The 5894-nt window shown below is 53.1% G+C and carries 3 rRNA genes; all 3 read left to right on the top strand.

The annotated features are described in order from the left end of the window. Nucleotides 1-424 precede the first annotated feature (424 nt). The 3 genes from ACWTV3_RS13740 to rrf all read left to right on the top strand — a co-directional run bounded on the left by ACWTV3_RS13740 (nt 425) and on the right by rrf (nt 5883). Nucleotides 425-1947: ribosomal RNA gene (locus ACWTV3_RS13740) — 16S ribosomal RNA — on the top strand. Between the two features lie 515 nt (nt 1948-2462). Beyond that, nucleotides 2463-5582 (top strand): 23S ribosomal RNA (locus ACWTV3_RS13735). A 184-nt stretch (nt 5583-5766) separates the two neighbouring features. Further along, nucleotides 5767-5883 (top strand): 5S ribosomal RNA (rrf, locus tag ACWTV3_RS13730). Together the 16S, 23S and 5S rRNA genes form the textbook arrangement of a ribosomal RNA operon. The last annotated feature ends 11 nt before the right edge of the window (nt 5884-5894 follow it).

The following is a 5894-nucleotide window of genomic DNA, read 5'->3' as shown; positions in this document are numbered from 1 at the left end:
CCGCTTCATGCGTGTGTCGGTTGGTTGTTTCGGGCTGTTTCAGTCTGGGATTGCTGGTTTGACAAGCAGGCTGAAGCTGGTAAGTTAGACAGGTTGCCTTTCGCTTTCAGCGGAGGTTGCCAACACAGGTTTTGTAAGCCCTGGGGTGAAGCCGTTTTCGGTGGAGGTCAGGAGCGTCCGATCCTTGAGAACTCAACAGCGTGCACAATGTCAAATGCCAAAAACCCGACTGTGCTTTATATGATCGTCCCATTCGGGGCGTGAGTGTGAGTGCAGCGGATTCCTTTGGAAAAAGATATAAACAAACAAAGCAAGTCAGTATTGATTTGTTCTGTCAGTTTCAAACTTGTCGCCTCGACGTCCTATTCCGGACGCGGGTGACGCAAGATGTGCATCGGTTACTTGTAGCTGGTGCAATCAAACATTTATGGAGAGTTTGATCCTGGCTCAGGATGAACGCTGGCGGCGTGCTTAACACATGCAAGTCGAACGATGAAGCTGGAGCTTGCTCTGGTGGATTAGTGGCGAACGGGTGAGTAACACGTGAGTAACCTGCCCTTGACTCTGGAATAAGCGTTGGAAACGACGTCTAATACCGGATACGAGCTTCCGCCGCATGGTGAGGAGCTGGAAAGAATTTCGGTCAAGGATGGACTCGCGGCCTATCAGGTAGTTGGTGAGGTAATGGCTCACCAAGCCTACGACGGGTAGCCGGCCTGAGAGGGTGACCGGCCACACTGGAACTGAGACACGGTCCAGACTCCTACGGGAGGCAGCAGTGGGGAATATTGCACAATGGGCGCAAGCCTGATGCAGCAACGCCGCGTGAGGGACGACGGCCTTCGGGTTGTAAACCTCTTTTAGTAGGGAAGAAGCGAAAGTGACGGTACCTGCAGAAAAAGCACCGGCTAACTACGTGCCAGCAGCCGCGGTAATACGTAGGGTGCAAGCGTTATCCGGAATTATTGGGCGTAAAGAGCTCGTAGGCGGTTTGTCGCGTCTGCTGTGAAAACTGGGGGCTCAACCCCCAGCCTGCAGTGGGTACGGGCAGACTAGAGTGCGGTAGGGGAGATTGGAATTCCTGGTGTAGCGGTGGAATGCGCAGATATCAGGAGGAACACCGATGGCGAAGGCAGATCTCTGGGCCGTAACTGACGCTGAGGAGCGAAAGCATGGGGAGCGAACAGGATTAGATACCCTGGTAGTCCATGCCGTAAACGTTGGGAACTAGATGTAGGGGCCATTCCACGGTTTCTGTGTCGCAGCTAACGCATTAAGTTCCCCGCCTGGGGAGTACGGCCGCAAGGCTAAAACTCAAAGGAATTGACGGGGGCCCGCACAAGCGGCGGAGCATGCGGATTAATTCGATGCAACGCGAAGAACCTTACCAAGACTTGACATATACGAGAACGGGCTAGAAATAGTTCACTCTTTGGACACTCGTAAACAGGTGGTGCATGGTTGTCGTCAGCTCGTGTCGTGAGATGTTGGGTTAAGTCCCGCAACGAGCGCAACCCTCGTTCTTTGTTGCCAGCACGTAATGGTGGGAACTCAAAGGAGACTGCCGGGGTCAACTCGGAGGAAGGTGGGGATGACGTCAAATCATCATGCCCCTTATGTCTTGGGCTTCACGCATGCTACAATGGCCGATACAAAGGGCTGCAATACCGCGAGGTGGAGCGAATCCCAAAAAGTCGGTCTCAGTTCGGATTGAGGTCTGCAACTCGACCTCATGAAGTCGGAGTCGCTAGTAATCGCAGATCAGCAACGCTGCGGTGAATACGTTCCCGGGCCTTGTACACACCGCCCGTCAAGTCATGAAAGTCGGTAACACCCGAAGCCAGTGGCCCAACCGCAAGGAGGGAGCTGTCGAAGGTGGGATTGGTGATTAGGACTAAGTCGTAACAAGGTAGCCGTACCGGAAGGTGCGGCTGGATCACCTCCTTTCTAAGGAGCATGTGCAACTCGGTTGTCGTCTCTGCGGTATACACAGAGTCAAGGATGATCGAATTTATGTTGCATAAGTCGTACTGCCCTGTTCGGGGTAGACGGCGCTCATGGGTGGAACATTGACATTGTGATCAGAGGAACTGTTGTTTCTTTAGTACGCCAGCTTGTGTTGGTTGGAACGAGGGGTGATGGGGGTGCTGGTCTTTGCACGTTGTTGGGTCCTGAGGGACCGGGCTACGGATCGTAAGATTCGTGTTCGTACCTTAGGGCCGGGACACTCGTAAGAGTGTTTGGGTCTAACGGATCCTGGTGCTGTTTCTGACTTTGGTTGGGGATGGTGGAGGATACCGCCCGTATTTTGAGAACTACACAGTGGACGCGAGCATCTTAGATTCGACCGAAAGGTCGAGTCACAAGAACAAAACGATGACATCCAACACTTCGGTGTTGGGTCACTCATTGGTCAATCTCAACATCGAAAGGTGTTGCGATCGATTCTTATACTCATGTGATATCAATTTTCTAAGAGCAAACGGTGGATGCCTTGGCATCTGGAGCCGAAGAAGGACGTATAAATCTGCGATAAGCCTCGGGGAGCTGATAATAGAGCTTTGATCCGAGGATTTCCGAATGGGGAAACCCCGCTGGGCGTTGCAAGACGACTCAGTGACTCCCGCCTGAATATATAGGGCGGGTAGAGGGAACGTGGGGAAGTGAAACATCTCAGTACCCACAGGAAGAGAAAACAACCGTGATTCCGTTAGTAGTGGCGAGCGAAACCGGAAGAGGCCAAACCGATCATGTGTGATAGCCGGCAGGCGTTGCATGGTCGGGGTAGTGGGACTTTTCAGCTGTTACTGCCGTACAGCAAGGATTACAACGATATATAGACGAATGGGATTGAAAGCCCAGCCATAGACGGTGCCAGCCCGGTAGTCGAAATGTGTCAATGGTCCGAAGAGTATCCCAAGTAGCACGGGGCCCGAGAAATCCCGTGTGAATCTGTCAGGACCACCTGATAAGCCTAAATACTTCCAGATGACCGATAGCGGACAAGTACCGTGAGGGAAAGGTGAAAAGTACCCCGGGAGGGGAGTGAAATAGTACCTGAAACCGTTTGCTTACAAACCGTTGGAGCAGCCTTAGTAGCTGTGACAGCGTGCCTTTTGAAGAATGAGCCTGCGAGTTAGTGATCAGTGGCGAGGTTAACCCGTGTGGGGCAGCCGTAGCGAAAGCGAGTCTTAATAGGGCGAAATAGTCGCTGGTTCTAGACCCGAAGCGAAGTGATCTATCCATGGCCAGGTTGAAGCGCGTGTAAGAGCGCGTGGAGGACCGAACCCACTTAGGTTGAAAACTGAGGGGATGAGCTGTGGATAGGGGTGAAAGGCCAATCAAACTTCGTGATAGCTGGTTCTCTCCGAAATGCATTTAGGTGCAGCGTTGCGTGTTTCTTGCCGGAGGTAGAGCTACTGGATAGCTGATGGGCCCCAAAAGGTTACTGACGTTAGCCAAACTCCGAATGCCGGTAAGTGAGAGCGCAGCAGTGAGACGGTGGGGGATAAGCTTCATCGTCGAGAGGGAAACAACCCAGACTACCAACTAAGGTCCCCAAGCGTGTGCTAAGTGGGAAAGGATGTGGAGTTGCATAGACAACCAGGAGGTTGGCTTAGAAGCAGCCACCCTTGAAAGAGTGCGTAATAGCTCACTGGTCAAGTGATTCCGCGCCGACAATGTAACGGGGCTCAAGCACACCACCGAAGTTGTAGATTTCGTATTTTAGGTAAGCCTTCGTGGTTCAGCCGTACGGAGTGGTAGGAGAGCGTCGTGTGGGCAGTGAAGCGGCGGTGTAAACCAGCCGTGGAGCCTACACGAGTGAGAATGCAGGCATGAGTAGCGAAAGACGGGCGAGAAACCCGTCCTCCGAATGATCAAGGGTTCCAGGGCCAGGCTAATCCGCCCTGGGTAAGTCGGGACCTAAGGCGAGGCCGACAGGCGTAGTCGATGGACAACGGGTTGATATTCCCGTACTGACGAAGAACCGCCCAAACTAATCCAGTAATGCTAAGTATCTGAATCCCCTAGATGGATCCCTTCGGGGTGAAGCGTGGGGCCTAGCGTACGACCCTATGCTGGTGCGGTTAGCGTATTAACAGGTGTGACGCAGGAAGGTAGCTGAGCCGGGCGATGGTTGTCCCGGTCTAAGAATGTAGGCCGAGAGATAGGCAAATCCGTCTCTCATTACGGCTGAGACTCGATGGGTAGTCCTCACGGACGAAATCAGTGATCCTATGCTGCCAAGAAAAGCATCGACGCGAGGTTCAAGTTACCCGTACCCCAAACCGACTCAGGTGATCAGGTAGAGAATACTAAGGAGATCGAGAGAATCGTGGTTAAGGAACTCGGCAAAATGCCCCCGTAACTTCGGGATAAGGGGGGCCTAAGGCGTGAACGGACTTGCTCCGGGAGCGCTGCAGGGCCGCAGAGACCAGTGGGAAGCGACTGTTTACTAAAAACACAGGTCCGTGCTAAGTCGCAAGACGATGTATACGGACTGACGCCTGCCCGGTGCTGGAAGGTTAAGAGGAACGGTTAGCCGTAAGGCGAAGCTGTGAATTTAAGCCCCAGTAAACGGCGGTGGTAACTATAACCATCCTAAGGTAGCGAAATTCCTTGTCGGGTAAGTTCCGACCTGCACGAATGGCGTAACGACTTCCCAGCTGTCTCAACCGCGAACTCGGCGAAATTGCACTACGAGTAAAGATGCTCGTTACGCGCAGAAGGACGGAAAGACCCCGTGACCTTTACTATAGCTTTGTATTGGTGTTCGGTGTGGCCTGTGTAGGATAGGTGGGAGACTGTGAAGCTTGGACGCTAGTTCAGGTGGAGTCATTGTTGAAATACCACTCTGGTCATATTGGATATCTAACTTCGGACCGTAATCCGGTTCAGGGACAGTGCATGGTGGGTAGTTTAACTGGGGCGGTTGCCTCCCAAAAAGTAACGGAGGCGCCCAAAGGTTCCCTCAACCTGGTTGGTAATCAGGTGTCGAGTGTAAGTGCACAAGGGAGCTTGACTGTGAGACTGACAAGTCGAGCAGGGACGAAAGTCGGGACTAGTGATCCGGCAGTGGCTTGTGGAAGCGCTGTCGCTCAACGGATAAAAGGTACCTCGGGGATAACAGGCTGATCTTGCCCAAGAGTCCATATCGACGGCATGGTTTGGCACCTCGATGTCGGCTCGTCGCATCCTGGGGCTGGAGTAGGTCCCAAGGGTTGGGCTGTTCGCCCATTAAAGCGGTACGCGAGCTGGGTTTAGAACGTCGTGAGACAGTTCGGTCCCTATCCTCTGCGCGCGCAGGAAATTTGAGAAGATCTATCCCTAGTACGAGAGGACCGGGATGGACGAACCTCTGGTGTGTCAGTTGTTCCGCCAGGAGCACCGCTGATTAGCTACGTTCGGAATGGATAACCGCTGAAAGCATCTAAGCGGGAAGCCAGCTTCAAGATGAGATTTCCATGGCCTTAGGGCTGAGAGACTCGCAGCTAGACTACTGCGTTGATAGGCTGGATGTGGAAGCAGGGACTAACGACCTGTGGAGCTGACCAGTACTAATATGTCGATAAATTGATAACACCCCACCTCACTGGGCAGTCTTTGGACTGTCGAATGGTGACTGAGAAGAATTCTCGCGTCCACTTTGTGGTTCCCGATTTACGGTCGGGAACTGCGCCCAGCAAACATTGCTCGGCACCACACCTGAGGGAGTGGTTTCGAATGATGCTAACTGGCCCAGACTGATACATAAATCAATAGTGTTTCGGCGGCCATAGCGAGAGGGAAACGCCCGGTTACATTCCGAACCCGGAAGCTAAGACTCTCTGCGCCGATGGTACTGCAAGGGGGACCTTGTGGGAGAGTAGGACACCGCCGGACTTAAATTGTGA

Source organism: Salinibacterium sp. AL4.1, assembly GCF_059767305.1.
Note: the sequence above shows the minus strand (reverse complement) of the source record. Positions and strands in the feature narration are given on the sequence as shown.